Origin of the sequence: Staphylococcus coagulans, assembly GCF_002901995.1 — a bacterium.
Classification (GTDB): Bacteria; Bacillota; Bacilli; order Staphylococcales; family Staphylococcaceae; genus Staphylococcus; species Staphylococcus coagulans.
In genome coordinates this window covers 22,327-42,753 of sequence record NZ_PPQN01000010.1, presented here as the reverse complement: position 1 = coordinate 42,753, position 20,427 = coordinate 22,327, and the positions used below count along the sequence as shown (strand labels likewise).

The 20,427-nt window shown below is 35.4% G+C and carries 13 protein-coding genes; 4 read left to right on the top strand and 9 right to left on the bottom strand.

From position 1 onward, the window contains the following. Positions 1-150: 150 nt before the first annotated feature. Both CD118_RS02185 and CD118_RS02180 read right to left on the bottom strand, forming a co-directional pair. The gene (locus CD118_RS02185) at positions 151-1,989 is read right to left on the bottom strand and encodes an acyltransferase family protein (RefSeq protein ID WP_082704419.1); all 1,839 of its coding nucleotides are present in this window, start codon (positions 1,987-1,989) and stop codon (positions 151-153) included. Positions 1,990-2,758: 769 nt separating this feature from the next. Continuing rightward, the gene (locus CD118_RS02180) at positions 2,759-3,067 is read right to left on the bottom strand and encodes a metal-sulfur cluster assembly factor (RefSeq protein ID WP_016424635.1); all 309 of its coding nucleotides are present in this window, start codon (positions 3,065-3,067) and stop codon (positions 2,759-2,761) included. A gap of 114 nt (positions 3,068-3,181) precedes the next feature. On the opposite strand from CD118_RS02180, the gene CD118_RS02175 reads away from it, so the two are divergent. Together CD118_RS02175 and CD118_RS02170 are read left to right on the top strand one after the other, a co-directional pair. After that, positions 3,182-4,003: a Cof-type HAD-IIB family hydrolase gene (locus CD118_RS02175; protein ID WP_060830174.1), complete on the top strand. Its 822-nt coding sequence runs from the start codon at positions 3,182-3,184 to the stop codon at positions 4,001-4,003. A 38-nt stretch (positions 4,004-4,041) separates the two neighbouring features. Beyond that, positions 4,042-5,367, top strand: a complete 1,326-nt coding sequence (locus CD118_RS02170; RefSeq protein WP_060830175.1) for a CoA-disulfide reductase — start codon at positions 4,042-4,044, stop codon at positions 5,365-5,367. Between the two features lie 250 nt (positions 5,368-5,617). Here the strand turns inward: CD118_RS02170 and CD118_RS02165 are convergent, their stop codons facing one another. From CD118_RS02165 to CD118_RS02135, 7 genes are all read right to left on the bottom strand, one after another. Beyond that, complete coding sequence (locus CD118_RS02165) at positions 5,618-6,007, bottom strand: YisL family protein (protein ID WP_016424632.1); 390 nt, start codon at positions 6,005-6,007, stop codon at positions 5,618-5,620. Between the two features lie 352 nt (positions 6,008-6,359). Continuing rightward, a complete protein-coding gene (locus tag CD118_RS02160; RefSeq protein ID WP_103356181.1) occupies positions 6,360-7,271 on the bottom strand; it encodes a fumarylacetoacetate hydrolase family protein in 912 nt (303 codons plus the stop codon). An 83-nt stretch (positions 7,272-7,354) separates the two neighbouring features. After that, a complete protein-coding gene (gene addA / locus CD118_RS02155; RefSeq protein ID WP_103356180.1) occupies positions 7,355-10,999 on the bottom strand; it encodes a helicase-exonuclease AddAB subunit AddA in 3,645 nt (1,214 codons plus the stop codon). Then, a complete protein-coding gene (gene addB / locus CD118_RS02150; protein WP_103356179.1) occupies positions 10,996-14,454 on the bottom strand; it encodes a helicase-exonuclease AddAB subunit AddB in 3,459 nt (1,152 codons plus the stop codon). Before addB ends, addA begins: the two co-directional genes overlap by 4 nt. Before the next feature lie 332 nt (positions 14,455-14,786). Next, on the bottom strand, positions 14,787-15,368 hold the full coding sequence (lepB, locus tag CD118_RS02145; RefSeq protein WP_050331469.1) for a signal peptidase I: 582 nt from the start codon (positions 15,366-15,368) through the stop codon (positions 14,787-14,789). A 3-nt stretch (positions 15,369-15,371) separates the two neighbouring features. After that, positions 15,372-15,902 carry a signal peptidase I gene (gene lepB, locus CD118_RS02140; protein WP_103356178.1) on the bottom strand — a complete coding sequence of 177 codons (531 nt, stop codon included), beginning with the start codon at positions 15,900-15,902 and terminating at the stop codon, positions 15,372-15,374. A 367-nt stretch (positions 15,903-16,269) separates the two neighbouring features. Next, entirely contained in the window at positions 16,270-17,601 is a 1,332-nt protein-coding gene (locus CD118_RS02135) for a glucose-6-phosphate isomerase (RefSeq protein WP_103356177.1), read from the bottom strand. 193 nt (positions 17,602-17,794) lie between these two features. Here CD118_RS02135 and CD118_RS02130 point away from each other — a divergent pair, with 193 nt between their 5' ends. Next, positions 17,795-18,997 (top strand): argininosuccinate synthase, encoded by a 1,203-nt coding sequence (locus tag CD118_RS02130; protein ID WP_103356176.1) that lies wholly within the window; start codon positions 17,795-17,797, stop codon positions 18,995-18,997. After that, positions 18,990-20,375 carry an argininosuccinate lyase gene (gene argH, locus CD118_RS02125; RefSeq protein ID WP_103356175.1) on the top strand — a complete coding sequence of 462 codons (1,386 nt, stop codon included), beginning with the start codon at positions 18,990-18,992 and terminating at the stop codon, positions 20,373-20,375. Before CD118_RS02130 ends, argH begins: the two co-directional genes overlap by 8 nt. The last annotated feature ends 52 nt before the right edge of the window (positions 20,376-20,427 follow it).

The following is a 20,427-nucleotide window of genomic DNA, read 5'->3' as shown; positions in this document are numbered from 1 at the left end:
ATGCTACATCTATGCATTTGCCTGATATTTTGAATTTAAAACATTACAACTGGTTACTTATAAAATAAGTCGCGACAAAACCCACCTGATAACTAGGCGTTTCATCGCGACTGTATTACAGCACTCTGTTTTATCATCCTTTTTTCGATCCTATTTTTTATCTGTAGGATGATTTTGTTCTATTTCATGAATGATACTATGCGTTAATGCTCTCACACCCGGTGGCTCTAAATGAATGCCGTCTGGTGCAAAATATTCTGTATGATTTGCAGATTTTTGATACCAATCGACTAATGTGACGTTTCCACGTTTTTTAGCTGCCTTTTTCAATACATCATTGACATGTCCTTCATAAGAACGCGGAACTCTTGTATTGACAACATAAATATCTGCTTTATCAAATAAGTCTAATAGTGTATCAAGCTGGTCTTCTGTAAAGTCTCCGTTTGTTCCTAACTCTAAAACGATAATATCATCTTTGTTTTTATATTGCTTGTAATTCTCTTTGACTAACGGAATCGCTTGAATGAGATTTCGGCCGACCTTACCATTAATATCTGCATTGGATACATAAGATTTAAAGTAATCCCCAATATCCACCATAACTGAATCACCAATAAGTAATGGTTTCCATGAAGCATACTGACTATGATCTCCTTTAACAGTGAAACCATTGATTTCAAGTTGTGGCAGAGGTAATGGTCTGACAATAAGTTTATCTAACTCTTCAGTATTGACCTCAGTAACATGCTGTGCTTTATGGTTTGATAGTGAATTAAATGCACCAGCAAAAACGAGCACACTCGGTAATAGTAAAATAAGTACAAGCCAAGTCCGTAAAACTTTTTGTGACCGCCAGTTTCTAAGTTGTTTAAAAGTAAAAGCATGGAACCCCATTTTTCTGAAAGGTTGTTCAATGAAGCGATATGAAAATTCTGCCATGCCAAACATTAGGAGAAGCTCGATTAAATAGACAAACATCGGTATTTGTCCTTGTACAAATTGGTGATGAATAAATACAATGATTGGATAGTGCCAAAGGTATAAACTATATGAGCGACTTCCAATATATGTAAAAACCCGATTGCCTAATAATTTAGCAAAATAGCCTGAAGGATGTACACTACTTGCAATGATGAATAAAGTGACACCTGATATAAGAAAAAAGCCACCATAATATAACCAATTACCTGCTTCTTCAACATTTTTAAAACATAAGATTAAAATCACTAAGCCGATTAATCCAATGGCATCTATCACACTTTTTAAAGTTTGATTGATTTTAGCACTCAACTTAAAAGGTGGCCATATCCATGCAAGAATAACCCCCATTAATAAAGTTTGTAGACGTGTATCCGTACCAAAATAAACACGTGCGACATTTTCTTGTGGTACATATAACACAGCCATTGTCACAAGTGATATAAAGAGTAATGTATAAAAAGTGATACGAATCCATTTTGTTCGTCGTACGAAAGTCAATAATCCTAAAAGGACAAGTGGAAAAACGAGATAAAATTGTTCCTCAATTGCGAGTGACCATAAATGTTTAAAAGGGGCAACCGCAAATTGTTCAAAATAATCTACATTCTGAATGATATACCACCAGTTTGAAACATAAAAAACCGCAGCAATCGCATCTGAACGAATCGGTTTGATTTCTGAAGGCTCAAAAATGAGCGTCAACAGTAAGACACTCATAATTAGAAAAAATACCGCTGGAATGAGTCGCTTAAACCGTCTCAACCAAAATGACTTTAAATCAATTTTGCCTGTATTGTAATATTCTGTTAGTAATAAACTCGTAATCAAATAACCTGAGATAACAAAAAATGTATCTACCCCTAAAAAACCACCTGGTAACCATTGTGGATTGAGATGATAAATGATAATAGCGATGACTGCCACAGCTCTTAATCCGTCTAACCCTGGCATATATCGTGATTTTAAATGACGTTTCCCTCTATGTTCAAAATCCCACACACGCATCATTCTTTCCAAATTAATGTAATATTGTACAAACTATGTATTGATTATTTATTGTATACTCTTATTTCAAATCGCGCAATTCTAATTTAGCCTTCAAAAATAAAAAAATTTATATGCCAACAGAGGTTTGCACATCAACCCCAAAATAAATAGCGCTCAGATGATTTTTAATAGAAAATCATCTGAGCGCTTCCTTTTTATGATAAAACTTCGTATTGTATGACTTCGCTTTCCGAGGGGATAGCCTTAGCCTGTAGTCTTTGGCTCGTCCTTTTCCCTCAGGCGTCTCGTCAACAATACTTCGTTTATGCGTGTTATAACTCACTGTTATAGTTATAAATAAATCACTTTCGCAACGTTTAATTAATAGCGACAAGAACTAAATTAACGGTGAATTGATTTATCCACTTTATAAACGTTTAGGATTTAAAATATATCCATATCGAAATAAACGATATTTATTTGAAAATTCACTTCGATGCTTCTCTATAATTTTTGCGGTTTTGATTTTCTAAAAAGCTTTCATCGTCTCGTAAAATTGACCTCTTTATCTTCATGATTACAACATGATTATCATAATTAACAAGAAGATTACATGAGATTTCTGTATTACACCCAAAATCCAATTTGGCTTCATCGTAGTTTGTGCTTCAATTAAGTCAAATTGAGTTGAGACTTCAGCTCCTATGCAAGAACGTCCAGGAAGGCATAGTTACCTATGGCTTTATTTTCAGAAGTCTTTATAATGATGTTTCACCTTAAAACGTGCTTAGCTTACACCTAGTGCAATTTTTGCGTAACGTGACATCATGTCTTTGCTCCATGGTGGATTCCAAACAATATTCACTTCTGTATCTTGAATTTCTGGAAGTTCTGCTAATACTGTTTTCACTTGATCTACAATTTGCGGTCCAAGTGGACAACCAATTGAAGTTAATGTCATCTCAACAGTACACAATCCATCATCATCTAAATCCACTTTATAAACAAGTCCTAAGTTAACGACATCTATACCTAATTCAGGATCTATTACATTTTCTAATGCACCAAGTATACTATCTTTAAGTGCCTCTTCCATCCGTATCACCTCTTTAATCTTATTACTAGTAACAATATATCAAAATCCCCACTTTTCGACAATAAAATGCTATGATATTGATACATTGAAACTTGGTATTAAGGAGAATTATGAATGAAGCAATTTTTAATTTGTTTAGATTTAGATGGGACATTATTAAATGACCAAAAAGAAATATCACCCTACACTTTCCGTGTTCTAAAAACGCTTCAACAACAGGGACACGCAATTATGATTGCTACAGGTAGACCTTACAGAGCCAGTCGCTTATATTATGAACAACTTGGCCTCAATACACCTGTAGTGAATTTTAATGGTGCCTTTGTACATCACCCGCATGACCCCCAATTCCAAACGCAACATCATCGTTTGGATGAAGGAATTGCAACAAGTATCATCGAATCACTTAAAAAAATGGAAATTCAAAATATAATTGCTGAAGTTAAAGACTGTGTATTTATAGATCAACCTGATCATCGCCTTTTTGAGGGCTTTAGTATGGGAAACCCCGTCACAAAAGTGGGAGATTTAAGAGAAAATTTAAATGAAGATCCAACAAGCTTACTCATTGAAGCAGAGGAAATGATGATTCCACGTATTAAACAAATGCTCACACGCTTTTACGCTGAAAATATCGAACATCGTCGTTGGGGTGCCCCTTTCCCAGTCATTGAAATTGTTAAAAAAGGGATTAGTAAAGCTGTCGGTATAGATTACATTAAAGATTATCTTCAAATCGATCACGACCAGATTATCGCATTTGGTGATGAGGATAACGATATCGAAATGATAAAGTATGCTAATCACGGTGTCGCAATGGGAAATGCAATAGATGAATTAAAACATGTTGCAAAAGAAACAACTCTGTCTAATAATGAAGATGGTATAGGTTTATATTTAAATGAATTTTTTAATTTGAATATTTCGAAAGAATAAAAATTGAATTCAATAAAAAGACACAAAGGAGAAAAAAGATGTCCAAAAAAATCATTGTTGTCGGAGCTGTCGCTGGTGGCGCTACATGTGCAAGCCAAATACGACGTTTAGACAGAGAAAGTAGTATCACAGTATATGAAAAAGACCGCGATATGAGCTTCGCGAATTGTGGTTTACCTTATTACCTCGGAAATATTGTCGAGTCCCGTTCTAAATTGTTAGCAACTAATCCGGAACAATTTAAAGAAAGCAAAGATATAACGGTAAAAGTGCATCATGAAGTCATTCAAATTAATAGTGCATCTAATAAAATTCAAGTTAAAAATCATTTAACGGGTGAAATTTTTGAAGATGACTACGATATTCTTGTTTTAAGTCCAGGTGCACGCGCGAGTCGCCTTAACTTCGAAGCGCCTCACCTCTTTACATTACGTAATATGGAAGATACAGATAAAATTGATACTTTCATTGAACAAAATAACGTTCAGCGTGTCCTTATTGTAGGTGCGGGTTATGTTAGTCTAGAAGTGCTTGAAAACTTGTATGAGCGTGGCTTACAACCTACACTCATCCACCGTTCCGAAGCGGTTAATAAATTAATGGATCAAGATATGAACCAAGTTCTATTTGATGCATTAGAAGTACGAAACATTCCTTATCGTTTGAATGAAGAAATTAAAGCTATTTCAGGAAAAACAGTCACATTTACTTCTGGTGCAGTAGAAGATTATGATTTAATCATTACAGGCGTAGGCGTGACACCGAACTCTGAATTCATTCAAGATTCAGGTGTTCAACTTGATGCGAGAGGTTATATTCCAGTTAATGAACATTTCCAAACAAATATTCCAAACATTTACGCGCTTGGGGATATTATTACGAGTTTCTACCGTCATGTTGAACAACCTGCACATGTGCCATTAGCTTGGGGTGCACATAGAGGCGCTAGTATTATAGCTGAACAAGTTGCAGGTAATGATGCGATTACTTTTAAAGGGTATCTCGGTGCAAGTATCGTTAAATTCTTTGACTATACTTTAGCAAGTACAGGCCTTTCACCAAGAGAACTTAAAAATTATGATTATGAAACGGTCGAAGTGAATAGCCCTGCATGTGCAAACTATTATCCTCGTAATGCACGCATTCATCTTCGTGTTTATTTCGATAAAAATACACGTCAACTCTTGAGAGCAGCAGCTGTCGGAGAAATGGGTGTCGATAAGCGTATCGATGTGCTCACGATGGCCATGATGCATCGTATGACTGTCGATGAATTGACGGAATTTGAAGTTGCGTATGCCCCACCTTTCAGTCATCCTAAAGATTTAATCAATATGATTGGCTATAAAGCAAGAAATCTTTAATAAGTTAATAAAAAGCGAAATAGATTCACAATTTGTCGTTTGAAGCACAGAGTAGGACAATGCAATCAATTTAATTTTGTTGGCCTGCTTTGACAAAGATAATGTGGATTGTACAAAGCTTAAAATAAGCGCAGGCGCAATCCAGAAATCTTTAGCTCTTTACTTGTATAAACCTTGCGATTAAGCAAAAAAGACGCGGTAGGCATATAACGACCCATCGCGTCTTTTGTTTAATCTTTTAAGTTTCTTATTATTTAAAAAGTGCCGTAATCGGACCCCATGGTAAAATAGCGCCTAAAATAATCGTAATCACTGCTACAATCCATGTCGCAATAAACAAACCACGACTTGGCGTTTGTTTTTTCTTACGAGCAATCGTCACTTCCATTAATCCGACAACAGCAATGCCGCCTATCATTTTTAAAGTTAATAACATATGACTTGCGCCTGCTGTAGTAAATGCCTTAATTAAAAGCCAAAAACCAGTAATCAATACAAACACCATAAATAAACGTGTAGCCATATGTAACGATTTAAATAAAGGTGTTGGCCCTTGTTTACTCGAATAGTTTTCATAAGCCGCAAAGAATAAAATCAATAAAATAATCCAGCTAATAATATGCAAATTAACTAAAACCATATCCATGTAACCTCCTTAATTAAACAATCTTCCCCATCTCAACCTATAGATTGCTTCTATACATTTTAAATTGCCTATTTTATCAATTTCAAACCTTAGGCAAAATAAAACATTTCATCTTTTATATTAAAACGATTTAAAACAAAATACAAATAAACAGGAAGCGATGCGCTGTACGAGCATATGAGAAAAATCGGCTATTTAAACACAAAAAGAGCGAGACAAAAGTCGATTTGACTTCGTCATCCCGCTCTAACATAAGTGACTTAAATAGCGCTAGTGTGTCGTTGAAAGGCATATAATTTTTAACGTTATTTTACAGTTTCAACGCTGCATAAACGCTATTAGATTTTTAATCTTCTTGTTTAGCAATGAAATTAGTTAATGTACCGATATTATCGATTGTAACTTTCACTTCATCACCTGGTTGTAAAAATTTCGGTGGATTCATCCCCGCACCAACACCTGAAGGCGTACCTGTCGCAATGATATCTCCAGGGTGAAGCGCTACATATTTAGAAATCTCTTCAATTAATTCATCAATTTTAAGAATCATTTGAGAAGTGTTGCCATCTTGACGAATCTCGTTATTGACTTTCGTAACGATGTTCACATTCTCAGGTGTAGGCATCTCATCTTTTGTAACAATATAAGGACCCATTGGGCAGCCACCTGTTAAACTTTTTGACAAGAAGGCTTGATCATGTGCTTTTTGCGCTGTACGATCTGTAATATCATTAATAATTGTATAGCCATAAACATAATCTAAAGCTAAACCTTTAGGGATTTTTTCACCTGATTTACCGATAACGACACCTAACTCACCTTCATAATCTAATGCATCAGTAATATCTTTATGATGAGGGATCGTACTTTCATCACCAGTTAATGAAGAAGCTGCTTTCGTAAATACATATAAACGATCGACTTCATGATCTAACTCTTTTGCATGTGCTTTATAATTACGACCAAATGCGATCACATTATTAGTTGGTGTGACTGGAGGTAAAAATTCAATATCTTCAAACTGTACTTTATATTCTTCACCTTTACCACTATCTTCTGCAGCAACAACTGCTTTACGCACTTGTTCTTGAAAGTCTAATGTTTGGTTTTGTTGTAAACCTTCAAGTAGTGTTTTTGGGTGAAAGTCACCTTCCGCAAAATCAGCGAATACTTTCTTTAAATCCCATGCTGCTTCTTCTCTTTTTACTTTCACTCCGTATGAAGTTTCATCTTTATGTTTGAATGATAAGAATTTCATTCATCATCAGCTCCTAACGTATATCTTAGTGATATTATAACGAAAAATTTAGACAAATCACAAATTTTTAAAGGTTAATCAAGTTAAATCTTTAATTCACCATATTGAAAGAAATACAGAGAGCCCGACACTGGACTTTTTAATAATGTCTCTAATGCACGTTGATAATAAGTCATCTGTACACGATACTTATTTTTTAAACTCTCTCCGAATGCTTCGTCTGACATCCCTTTTCTCTTCATTAATGCATCTGTTTTATAATCAACAAAATAGTATTGTCCGCTTTCTTTAAAAACAAGGTCAATCATACCTTGAATGATTGAAGGCTCCTCTTGATTTGCTTTTGATTCAACATGTGCTTGATTCACAACGAATGGAATTTCAGTATAAACTTCATCACTCTCTGCAATACGGCGATACAGCTTACTATTAATAAAGGTTTGAATATCATTTGTTTTGACCAAACGTCGCGATTCATGGTCGATAATGGATTGCTCAACAAGGCTGTCAAGATAATGATTTAAATCCACTTCTGACAAACCTTCTTTTTTAAACGGAAGGTGTTGCATAACTGTATGCATCAAAGTCCCAAATTCTGCTGCCGTTTGTTTTTCCTCTTGTAAAAACTGAGGACGCTCATAAGTCGCAACACCCAATCGGTATTGTCTAACCCTTTCATAATTCGTATCTGCCTGTTCAGTTTCTAATTGTCGTTTTAATTCTGAAACCGACTGCTTCGATGCTTTTAATATCGCTTCTTGATAAGGATAAGAAAATAAAAGTTGTTGCTCTATTTGCAGTTGTATTGCTTCATTAGATGGTTCTTGGGCTAGTTTTGTTTCTAATGCTTCTAACGAATGATCAAATTGTTGAGGTGATTCCGCATCAACAGGAAGTATTTCCTCTGCTAAAATGTGTTGCTGTATCACTTTAGGTTCAATAGAAGCATCTAAAGTTTTATTGTCAGACTCAAATCTTTGATGTTTTAGTAAAGCATTATTTTGATATTTACTCAACACACTGTAGATGAGAGAAAATGGATTTTTCGCATTAAAACGATCAATAGCGGTTAATTTACCATTTGTAATCGGAGAAGTCGCCAACTGTTGCAAATGCTTTTCTTGCTTGGCTGTTCCAATTAAAAACAATTGCTCTTTAGCACGTGTTAACGCGACATAGATTAATCGCATTTCTTCCGAGATTAGCTCTTTTTTATTGATTAAATCAATGCTCATAGATATCAAAGATGGATAAAAAAGTCCTTTAGACTCATCATAATATTGCAAACCTAACCCTTCATGTTGATTCAATACAACAGGTTTACCTAAATCATTCGTATTAAATTCTCGTGTCAAACCAGAATAAATTACAAATGGGAATTCGAGCCCTTTACTGCTATGGATTGTCATCATGCGCACGACATTGTCGTTTGGACCGATGACATTTTCTTCCCCGAAGTCTTTACCTCGCTCAATCATTTGATCAATGAAGCGAATAAATTGGAACAAACCTCGAAAGCTTGAATTTTCGAATTCTACCGCTTTATTAAACAAGCCATGTAAATTGGCACGTCTTCCTTTGCCACCAATCAAACCACTGAAATACTGAATGATGTAATGGTCATTGTATAATTTATCAATCAATTGATAAACTGGGTGACTCAAACTAAAAGATTGATACGCTTCTAAATCACTTAAAAAACGCTCTAATTTACCTACAAGCATAGGTTCTGCATCTTCGTATTGTAAATACTGTTGAATGGACTGATAAAAGTAGTCTTCTTTCGGTGCCACGACTCTAATTTTCGCAAGCTCATCCTCTGTGAACTGGTATATGATCGAACGCATTAAACCGACTAAATAAATATCTTGCAAAGGATTATCGATTGTTCTCAAGAAGGATAACATCAGTCGAATTTCAGTTTGTTCAAAATATCCTTGCTTACTGTTAACAAATAAAGGTATATCTTTATCTTTAAACACTTGCTGAATATTGCGTGCATTGCTATAACTTCTTTCTAATATCACAATGTCTTTATACTGCGCAGGTCGATATGAACCTGTTTTCATGTCATAAACTTTTTTAGTTTTAAGTATTGCTTCAACTTGTTCAGCAATCCCATACGCTTCTTGTTCGCTCGCGGTGTGTTCAATATTTTCATCTACCATAAAAATATTGAACTGTACTGGCATATCGACTTCATCATATGGTGCACCGTAATACAATTTAGCAGCTGCATCGTATTCTATCTCTCCTACTTCCGTGTCCATCATATGTTCAAAAAGATAATTTGTCGTTGCTAAGACTTCTGAACGTGAGCGGAAGTTTTGAGATAAATCGATACGCCAACCACTTGATTGATCCTGCTGATTGAATCTTTGATACTTTTCGATAAAAAGACTTGGATCGGCCTGTCTAAATTTATAAATGGATTGTTTTACATCACCGACCATAAACAAATTACCATTTGATTCATTGCCACGCTTAATACTCGCAATAATTTTTTCTTGGACACGGTTGGTATCTTGATATTCATCCACCAAGATTTCATCAAAACGTTGTCGATAAATTTCAGCGATTTCAGATGGCGTGCCATCTTCATTAAGCAAAATTTCTAACGCATAATGTTCATAATCAGAGAAATCCAAAATATTACGCGCCTTTTTCGCCTCACGAAAAGCATGAATCACATCTTGTGTCAGTATAGATAAATATTTAACACGCGGTGCTAAATCCTTTAATTCTTTTAATAATGTGTCATCTTCACGGCCTACAAATAAAGTTTGGACTTGGCTCAAATAGTCTTTAAATTGATCATAGTTACTTTTAAAAATATCATACGCTTCATTTAAAGATTCATCTTCTCGAACTGCTTTAGGCTTAGTTGGCATACGCCCGAACTGATATTCAAAAATCAACTTTTTATTTAGCTGATCATCTAAACGTATTTGACGAATAAATTGGCGATGCTGATCAATAAAATCAGTGTGTTTTGGGTAATCACCAATCATTTCAAGTTGTTGGTAAGCTTCTTCAATTGCATTTTGAGCCGCTTCTAAATAAAGCAAGATATACTTATTTAAAATATCTAAATAATGTTGTTGTAAATGCGCTTCAAGATATGGCCGTTCCAGACGGTCTAACCAATCCATTGGATCTGGATTCGCAATACTAAAGTAATAGAGATTTTTAACCATTTGTCTTAATGCAGCGTCATCTCGATCTGTCGAAATATGTTCTGCTAATGTGACAAATGTAGGGTCCAACCGCGTATAATGCGTTTCGAAAACTTGATCAATCACTTCCTCTAGTAGCAAAACGTTTTCTACTTCACTGGCTGTTCGAAAATTTGGGTCAATTTCCAATTCATCATAATGTTGTTGAATCAGTTTCAAGCAAAAACTGTGTAACGTTGAAATTTGAGCTTGATGTATTTTAGCACGTTGATTCTTCAAATGCTGATTGGTCGGATCCTCTATCGCAGCTTGCTGAATGCGTGCTTCTACACGTTGTTTCATCTCTCGCGCACTAAGATTCGTAAACGTAACAACAAGGAGGCGATCCACATCAATATGATCCCGTAAAATCCTTTGAATAATACGTTCTACCAGTACCGCGGTTTTACCGGAACCCGCTGCAGCAGCAACGAGTACATCTTGACCTTTAGCATAGATACTTTCCCACTGTGCATCTGTCCATTGCACATCATTTGGCTTTTTAGGAATCATGATTCATCCTCCTCTGCTGCTAGTATTTCAAGAGGGTCAATTTTTTCATCGACACGTCGGTATTTAGGGCTATCAATCATACTATCCACATGGCAGACAGATTGATACTGACAAAAAGAACATGGTAGTTTCTTTTGATATTGCATAGGTGCGACTTCATTATGACCATCCATAATGCGACTCGCAATATCTATAAAATTACGTTTATTATGATGAATCAATTTATAAATGGTGTCCTCATTCGTAACTCGGCTCGTCGCATATAATTGACCATCCTTTTTCATACCTAAAGGTACAATATCTGATTTGAAACTGTTCGTCAGTCTTTTATCATAGGCATCAATTACATCTGCATCTTGATTTAATAACCCTTGGAGTTGATAAGATTTTAAAAATTCAGCTTCTATTTGATCATCATTTACATTATTCCAGGCACGTTTTTCATCTTTGAATTTGTGCACAAACATATATAAAAAGCCACCCGGTTTTACTTCATCTATTAAGCCTAAGCGCTCTTTATTTTGAAGTGCAATATCCATATAAGTCATCATTTGCATTTGTAAGCCATAATATACTTTTACCAAGTCCAAAGAAGCAGCTGTTTTTGATGATTTATAGTCAATAATATTGATAAAGCTTTTATTATTTTTATGAAAAGTATCAATACGATCAATCTGACCTCTGATATAAATAGGTACACCTTGTTTTGTTTTCAACGTCTCAGCTTGAAGTTCATTGCTATTTTTTGGCGTTTTACGAAATGACTTTTCAAATGCAATCGGTCTGAATTGAGAATGCTCGGTCTGATGTTTCATAGCCATCAAGGTCGCTTGAATGATTGTGCCAATGCGTTGCGATAAATAACGATAGTACGACGTCGAATTCAATAAATTAAATTGCACTAATGGAAGCAATTCATCTAAAGCTTCTTGTGTTAAACGTGCAATCTGACTTTGCGTCAACTGATTGAAATGGCCTTCTACCTTTTCTGCAATATATCGCAAAACATCATGAAAAATCGTACCTAAATCAAAACTTTGCAATTGATATTTTGATCGCTCATTTAGCCTTAATCCATGTGAAGCATAATGCTTGAAAGGACAACTTTGATAACCTTCAAAACGCGAAACACTAGCATGGATAGATTGACCATACAATTGTGAAGTTAATTGTGCATCTAGTTGAACCGTATCGTTATTGTAGCTTAACGCTGTTTTTAAATGACTAAGTCCTTCATTTAATTGTTCATAATTTGACATCACATGGTAAACCGTAAACCATATATCTGACACGAGACCATCATCCAACCACGTTTTCAGCGCTTCAAATAAATGAACTTTTGTCTGATGCGGGTGTTCAACTAAAGTTAACGCTTCTCTCTCATGAACTTTTGATAATGGTGTTGTTTCTAAATGAGGAAACATCGCAAAGATATCACTCAAAAATGGGCTTTTTTCTCGGTCTCCTCCACTTGTATCCATCAAACTATAAGAAAAAGTGACTTGCTCACATGCACGCGTCATTGCATGGTAGCATACAAATGCTTCGTCCATTTGCAAGATATCTGCTGTAGGGCTCAACTGAATCCCAGCATATAATTCGAAATCTTTTTTCTCTTCATCAGAAATTAAACTGGTCCCATTGATGGGTTGAGGCATAATACCATCGTTCATCCCAATTAAATAAACATGCTTTTTATTATCCACTTTAGCAAGATCCATTGAACCAATAGTCACTTGGTCAATTGTCTGTGGAATCATAGAAAATTCAAGTTCATTCAGCCCAACGTCTAAAACTTCTAAAAATCGATTCAAAGTCATCTCACGTGTATCAAAGACTGTCACAATATCATCAAGAACACGAATAAAGCCGTTCCAAATTTGATCAATTTCTTCTGCAGATTCATGTTTATCTTGCTGATCTAACCTATCACGTTGCGTCATGAGTTGGTTAGGTACTTCGAAGTCTTCTAAGGTTTCATAAAAATAAGTCGCAAATTCTCTCGCATTTTTCCCTTGTGATAACTTTTCTTGAAACTTCAAAAGTTTATTAAAAACATTGTTTTTTAAATCGATTACACGTTGAAACATTTCAGCTTCTTCATGTGTCATTTTGTCATGTCTACGAAGCCCCATTTTACGAAATTGCTCTAGCTCAAAATATTTTGGATCAATCCAACGTTTGCCATAAATGCCTCTTTCAATCGCAAAATTTTCAAGAATATCAATTAAATATCGACTACGCGGAATGGATTCAGTCAGAATATTCGTTTTTAACAAGCGCATTAACGGCTCAAACTGCCACTCTGTTTGAATGACTTCTGCTAATGCACGTAACATTTCCATAATAGGATGGTGCGTCATTGATTTTTTCACATCGATATTAAAAGGTATATCGAATTGAGGCAATATCGATTCCATCAAATAAACGTAAGACGGATCACGATACAGTATCGCTATATCTTTATAGCGATACTGTTTTTCTCTTACATCTCTTATGATTGTACGCGCAATGTCATTCACCTCATCGCGCGTCGTTGCTGCTTCTCGTATTTCGACGCTGCCATCTGCGAATGGATGTTCTAACGGTTGAAGCGCATCAAATTGTGATTCGAGTGTTTTTAACATGTCCGTTTTAAATCGCATCGGCTGATTGAAAAATTGGCGTTGTAGGAGTTGATGTGTGTCCTGCGCAATTTCTTCTAAATGTTGCAGTGATTCAGAGGGTTTACGGAACATACTAAACCTGTCTTCATCACCATTCGTCGTCAGTAAAACTGTAACAGCGCGTGTATGTCGAACAAGTGCTTTAATCACTTGATATTCTTGTGTGGAAAAGTTGTGAAATCCATCGATATATATTTCCGCTTCTTTTAGCCAATTTGAATTCGGAATGAGATCAACAAATCGTGTCATTAAAGCTTCACTCGAAATATATTCCGATGACATCCGCGCTTTCAGTTGATTAAAAATAAGACCGATGTCGTGAAGTTTATCACGCGTACGTGGCTCCAATTGTTGGTCTTGAGCCATTTCCATAACAATTTCTGGCGTGACTGCATATTTTTCGAAATCTTGAATTTGCTCTCGTACTTTCGTACTAAAACCTAAGTATTTAACTTGAGAACGGTATAATTTCAGTTGTTGTTGATACGCTTGCAAAATATCATAAATCATCATTTCTATGGCAATAGAAGATAATTTTTTCTCATGTACACCCCCCAATTCTTGAAATACACGATGACTCAATCTCTCAAAATGCAACACTTCTGTTCGGAGACTTCCCATAAGTTCAGTATCGCTGACTAATGACTGCTCATATAAATAGGTCCCTTGCATAGGTGTAATGATGATAATAGGGTGCCCTAATGGTTGTTCTTTCATTTTCTGCTTGATTTCATTTAACATTTCAGTACTTTTCCCTGTACCTGCACGTCCTATAAATGTTCTAAACATCGAATCCCCCCTCTTATCCGTGTTTGATTAATTACACGTTCAAACATTCATTTTTACTTCTGTAAAATAGGTTCAAACTAATCGTTCACTTGTACGCTTTAAAATCTTAAGGCCATGACCTTGAGCGTTGAGTATACGACTCATTATAGCATTATCTTCTACTCCATCTCTATTAAATCCAACGCGCAAAATAACTTGTCCTGTTAACATCGTCTCAAATTTTGACTAAGCGAATATAGGTCCTTTTTTCAATATTTTAAACGATGCAAGCTACGATTTAATAAAAAAAGCAGAATGACTTTTGCCATCCTACTTTTTAAGTAATTTTTGCTTTATCCATTTTGTGTGTCTGTGTGATCGGGATTAAAGTTAATTTTAAATTCACTAAATGGCCAAAATCTAATGGCAACTTTCCCTACTATTTGATCTTCATCAATTAAACCAAACGCACGGCTATCTTTGCTGACTTCGCGGTTATCACCCAGAACTAAATATTTCCCTTTAGGTATCTCTTTTTGACCATCACTACCTGGTAAGTCTTTAGAATCAAATGATCCTGTAATTTGGTCATATGTTTTATGTTTTAAATTATAGTCTAAATAGGGCTCTTTTACTTTTTTACCATTTAAATAAAGTTGATCATCTTTATATACGACATGATCTCCTGGCTTACCAATAATTCTTTTGACATAATCACTTTTCTCGTCAGCATGGAAAACAATAACATTGCCGTCTTCTAAATGACCGAATGTTTTACCAATTTTATTAACGATAACACGTTCGCCATCTTTTAATGTAGGGTCCATGGAGTCCCCTTTAACATTATATGGTTTAATGACAAATGCATATAATAAACCTACAATCAATAAAGCTAAACCTATAGAAATCAACCATTCAACTGTTTCTTTTTTCAAAGTTTACACCTCTTGTTTCAAATTAATCGTAATATTATCAAAAGGATAATAACGCATAAATACTTTCCCTTCAATGTCGGACTTGTTAATCAACCCTATCTTTCTAGAGTCATTTTGTTGACCGCGGTCATCATTAAGAATCAAGTAAGTATTGGGAGGAATAATATCACTTTCCGCATGCGGTAGTGACCTTAAAGACCACGATGCTTGATAATGATGACGAAGATAAGGCTCAGCAACGGGCGTATTATCCAGTTGCAATTGGCCGTTGTGATACACAACAGATTGTCCAGGTTTACCAATCACTCTACCTATATGATATTGATTTTTATTTTTATAGACAACGATATCAGCATGCTTGATATCATTAAATCTCGTAGCAATTTTGTTAACAATCAGTCGATCATTAGGATGAAGTGTGGGTTGCATAGCATGCGTTTTAACTTGATAAGGAATTGCGACAAATAATATTAACAACGCTAAAATACCCCATGCCAGTAGACCAGCAAAAACAGTTCTAATTAGAAACTTCAATTTCGCACATCCTATCGTACATCATTCACTGCAACAAAGTTTATCTTATCATAAAAAAGCATATTTACGTACATTTTTACATACGCAAAATAGTTTTACAATGATATCTTTAAAATCGAACACTGTCATCCTACTCAAGTCTGAAGTCATCTCTTTAAAATCGATACACCTTCATTATTGACCCAAAAATTTAGGGACGAGTGCGAAATCTAAATTACCATTAGATTTCAACATCCCATCCCCATTGAAAGTAGATTACGAATGAATTAAAAATGGATTATCACCATATGCGTTGTTCATCTGCTCAAAGTCTATTTCTTCATATGCTTGATTTACCGACTTTACTTCGGCAACAATGCATTTTTATTTATAAACGTGCTTCTAAATCTTTTTTCTTATCTTCGTAACCAGGTTTACCTAAAAGTGCAAACATATTTTGTTTGTATGCTTCCACACCTGGTTGGTTAAATGGATTTACACCCAATTGATAGCCGCTCATCGCAACCGCTAATTCAAAGAAGTAAACCACATAGCCATAAGTTTCTGCGTCTAATTTTGGTAAAGTAACAACCAAGTTAGGAACGCCACCATCAGTATGTGCAAGAAGTGTACCTTCGAATGCTTTTGTATTAACTTCATCCACTGTTTTACCAGCAAGATAATTCAAGCCATCTAAGTCTTCTGCATCTTCTTCAATTGTAATATTGTGTTCTAGTGTTTGAACTTTTAATACCGTTTCAAATAAGAAACGACGTCCTTCTTGAACATATTGTCCTAAAGAATGTAGGTCTGTTGTAAAGTTTGCGCTTGAAGGATAAATACCTTTCAAGTCTTTACCTTCAGATTCACCAAATAGTTGTTTCCACCATTCATTAAAGTATTGCAATGAAGGCTCATAGTTAATCAACATTTCAGTTGTATAACCTTTTGCATATAAAATATTTCGTATTGAAGCGTATTGATATGCAATATTTGATGACAAGTCATCAGAAGATAACTCTTCACGTGCTTTCGCTGCGCCGCCCATCATTGCGTCAATATCAATGCCTGCTACAGCAATTGGTAATAAACCTACTGCTGTTAAAACAGAGAAACGACCGCCAACATCATCAGGTACTACAAATGACTCGTATCCTTCATTTGTAGCTAATTGTTTTAACGCACCTTTTTCTTTATCAGTTGTCGCAAAAATACGTTTAACTGCTTCTTCTTTTCCATATTTTTCTTCTAATAATTTTTTGAAGATACGGAAAGCAACAGCTGGTTCAGTTGTTGTACCAGATTTAGAAATGACATTCACTGAGAAATCTTTATCTGCTAAATAATCGATTAACGATTGAATATATGATGAAGAAAGATGGTTACCTGCAAAGATAATTTCTGGGTATGATGTGTCTTTTCTAAATGCTGGTGTCAACATTTCGATTGCTGAACGTGCACCTAAATAAGAACCCCCGATACCAATTACTACAAGGACATCAGAATGTGATTGTACTTGTTTAGCTGCTTCTTTAATACGTGAAAATTCTTCTTTATCGTAATTAACAGGCAAGTCAACCCAACCTAAAAAATCACTTCCCGCACCCGTACCTTCATGAATTGTACGGTGAATTAACTTAACAGCATCTTGTTGTTGCTCTAACTCATGTTGATCAAAAAACTTTAAAGCTTTTTGGTAATCTAATTGGATATGTGTCATGCATTTTACCTCCTATATTTACTAAACTCGGTTTTATTTTACTAAGTTATGTGAACAAATTCAATTGTGTTACAACTGGGACGACAAAAGTCACAAAATACTAAATGTATATTTATTTAGATATTTGCATATTAAATCATTTGTGTTATAGTGGTTTTAACAAATATTAAATTCAACACAGAGGTGAACGTTTATGAAGAAGAAAGTTGTTTTAGCATATTCAGGGGGATTAGATACGAGTGTCGCGGTTCAATGGCTTATTGAGCAAGGCTACGAAGTCGTCGCATGCTGTTTAGATGTCGGCGAAGGCAAAGACTTAGACCTTGTATATCAAAAAGCTTTAGACATGGGAGCGATTGAATCACATATCATCGACGCAACAAAAGAATTTGCAGAAGAATATGTAAGTTATGCGATTAAAGGAAATTTAATGTATGAGCAAACGTACCCACTTGTATCTGCATTGTCTCGTCCTCTTATTTCAAAAAAATTAGTTGAAATCGCACACGTAACTGATGCGAGTGCAATCGCACATGGTTGTACAGGTAAAGGAAACGATCAAGTTCGTTTTGAAGTTGCTATTAAAGCTTTAGATCCTACTTTAAAAGTGATAGCACCTGTCCGCGAGTGGGGATGGAGCCGTGAAGAAGAAATTGATTATGCTAAAAAACATCAAATTCCAGTACCAATTGGAAAAGAATCACCTTACTCTATTGATCAAAATTTATGGGGACGTAGTAATGAATGTGGTGTTTTAGAGGACCCTTACGTTGCGCCTCCTAAAGATGCATATGATTTAACAAAAGAGCTCGAAGATACGCCAGACACACCTGAAGAAATATTGATTACTTTCAAAGAAGGGCTTCCAACTCATGTTAACGGCAAAAGTTATGTTCTTGATGATTTAATCTTGCATTTAAATGATTTAGCTGGAAAGCACGGTATTGGAAGAATTGACCATATTGAAAACCGTCTTGTAGGCATTAAATCTCGTGAAGTATATGAAACGCCTGGCGCGACAGTTATTCTTAATGCACATAAAAGTTTAGAAACCATTACTTTAACTAAAGATGTTGCACACTTTAAACCTATTATTGAAAAGCAACTTGCTGAACAAGTGTATAACGGGCTGTGGTTCTCACCTTTAACTGACGCACTTAAATCATTTATCGACCATACACAAAAATATGTTACTGGTGAGGTACGTGTGAAATTATACAAAGGTCATGCGATTGTGAATGGTAGAAAATCTGAATACACATTATATAATGAAAAACTTGCAACTTATACAAAAGAAGATGCATTCAACCAAGCTTCAGCTGAAGGGTTTATTGAACTTTACGGATTACCTACTCAAGTTAACGCAATGCTTCACGGGGGGTATGCGCATGAGTGAAAAAGCATGGGGCGGTAGATTTGAAGAAAAACCAGAAGCATGGGTCGATGCGTTTAATGCATCCATTCACTTCGATCAAACACTAATTGATGAAGACATCCAAGGAAGTATTGCACATGCGACAATGCTTGCTCATCAAAAAATTATTACAACCGAAGAAAGCCAGGAAATTGTACGTGCATTAAAATCGATTCAGCAAGACTTTCATAATGGAGAGATAGAATTTCAAGAGTCATTAGAAGATATTCACTTAAATATCGAACATGAATTAATTCAACGTATCGGTGCTACAGGTGGAAAACTACATACAGGTCGTAGTAGAAATGATCAAGTCGCAACCGATATGCACTTATATACTAAAAAAGAAGTACAAATCATCATCGACATGATCCACTCATTTCAACAGACGATTTTGGAACTAGCTGAAAAGCATGTTGATACCATTATGCCTGGTTATACACATTTACAGCGTGCGCAACCTATTTCTTTTGCGCATCATATCATGACATATTTTTGGATGCTTGAAAGAGATCAATCACGCTTTCAAGATGCACTTAAACGCATTGATTTTTCACCTTTAGGGGCTGCTGCCTTAAGTGGCACAACTTATCCGATTGATCGTCACGAAACACAAGAACTGCTAAACTTTAAATCTCTGTATGAAAATAGCATCGATGCGGTGAGTGACCGAGACTATATTGTCGAGACTTTGCATCACATTAACTTAACTATGGTCCATTTATCACGTTTAGCTGAAGAAATCATTTTCTGGTCTTCTGAAGAAGCTCAATTTATTACTTTATCTGATGCTTTTTCTACTGGGTCATCCATTATGCCACAAAAGAAAAATCCAGATATGGCTGAATTGATTCGCGGTAAAGTTGGACGTACAACGGGTCACCTTGTAAGTATGTTGGTAACATTAAAAGGCTTGCCTCTTGCTTATAATAAAGACATGCAAGAAGATAAAGAAGGTTTATTTGATGCAATGCTTACATTAAAAGGGTCGTTACGTATTTTTGAAGGTATGCTATCGACTATGACAGTGAATGAGGAGCGCTTAAACACCACTGTAAAACAAGACTTCTCAAATGCCACTGAATTAGCTGACTATCTCGTTGTCAAAGGTATCCCTTTCAGAGATGCGCATGCGATTGTTGGAAAAATTGTATTGTGGTGTATTCAAAATAAGATGTATTTATTAGATGTACCGCTCGATATTTATCAATCGCACCACGAAAGCATTGAATCTGATATTTATCAATACTTACAGCCAGATGAAGCGGTAAAAAGAAGAACAAGCTATGGCTCTACAGGCCAAGAAGCTGTTAAGCATCAACTCAAAGTTGCACATCAGTGTTTAACTCAAAAGCAATAAAAATATGCCAATGAGGTCTCATCTATTGCGATCTCATTGGTTTTTTATGTAA

What these genes read in the sequence shown, in the direction of transcription:
- CD118_RS02130 (WP_103356176.1), top strand. Translation starts at nt 17,795, where the DNA reads ATGAAGAAGAAAGTTGTTTTAGCATATTCAGGGGGATTAGATACGAGT.
- CD118_RS02175 (WP_060830174.1), top strand. Translation starts at nt 3,182, where the DNA reads ATGAAGCAATTTTTAATTTGTTTAGATTTAGATGGGACATTATTAAAT.
- CD118_RS02185 (WP_082704419.1), bottom strand. Translation starts at nt 1,989, where the DNA reads ATGCGTGTGTGGGATTTTGAACATAGAGGGAAACGTCATTTAAAATCA.
- argH (WP_103356175.1), top strand. Translation starts at nt 18,990, where the DNA reads ATGAGTGAAAAAGCATGGGGCGGTAGATTTGAAGAAAAACCAGAAGCA.
- CD118_RS02135 (WP_103356177.1), bottom strand. Translation starts at nt 17,601, where the DNA reads ATGACACATATCCAATTAGATTACCAAAAAGCTTTAAAGTTTTTTGAT.
- CD118_RS02160 (WP_103356181.1), bottom strand. Translation starts at nt 7,271, where the DNA reads ATGAAATTCTTATCATTCAAACATAAAGATGAAACTTCATACGGAGTG.
- CD118_RS02165 (WP_016424632.1), bottom strand. Translation starts at nt 6,007, where the DNA reads ATGGTTTTAGTTAATTTGCATATTATTAGCTGGATTATTTTATTGATT.
- addA (WP_103356180.1), bottom strand. Translation starts at nt 10,999, where the DNA reads ATGATTCCTAAAAAGCCAAATGATGTGCAATGGACAGATGCACAGTGG.
- CD118_RS02180 (WP_016424635.1), bottom strand. Translation starts at nt 3,067, where the DNA reads ATGGAAGAGGCACTTAAAGATAGTATACTTGGTGCATTAGAAAATGTA.
- addB (WP_103356179.1), bottom strand. Translation starts at nt 14,454, where the DNA reads ATGTTTAGAACATTTATAGGACGTGCAGGTACAGGGAAAAGTACTGAA.
- CD118_RS02170 (WP_060830175.1), top strand. Translation starts at nt 4,042, where the DNA reads ATGTCCAAAAAAATCATTGTTGTCGGAGCTGTCGCTGGTGGCGCTACA.